This window comes from Faecalibacterium sp. DFI.5.82 (genome assembly GCF_029076575.1).
GTDB classification, from domain to species: Bacteria; Bacillota; Clostridia; order Oscillospirales; family Ruminococcaceae; genus Faecalibacterium; species Faecalibacterium duncaniae.
Genome location: NZ_JARFIS010000776.1, coordinates 1 through 300, shown reverse-complemented (window position 1 = coordinate 300; position 300 = coordinate 1). Strand labels below are relative to the sequence as shown.

Below are 300 nucleotides of genomic sequence, written 5' to 3'. Positions count from 1 at the left end.
GCACCGACATCGAGCGCATCAAGGGTGTGCTCACCGCCCAGGATACCGTCAGCCGCATCTAAATCAACTTCTGCAACCCGTGGAGCAAGAACGCTTCCTCCAACAAGCACCGGCTCACCTATCCCCGCCAGCACATCCAGTACCGCGAATTCCTGAAGGACGGCGGCGAGATCTACTTCAAGACCGATGACGACGACCTGTACCGCGACAGCCTGGAGTACTTCCCCGCTTCCGGCTACGAGATCACCTGGAAGTCCTTTGACCTGCACGAGAACGAGCCGGAGTGGAACATCCGCACCG

General features: G+C 59.3%; 1 pseudogene. It reads left to right on the top strand.

Annotated elements, in window-relative coordinates:
• Window positions 1–62: 62 nt before the first annotated feature.
• Window positions 63–300: pseudogene (locus tag P0G09_RS18860) on the top strand (tRNA (guanosine(46)-N7)-methyltransferase TrmB); the annotation flags it as partial.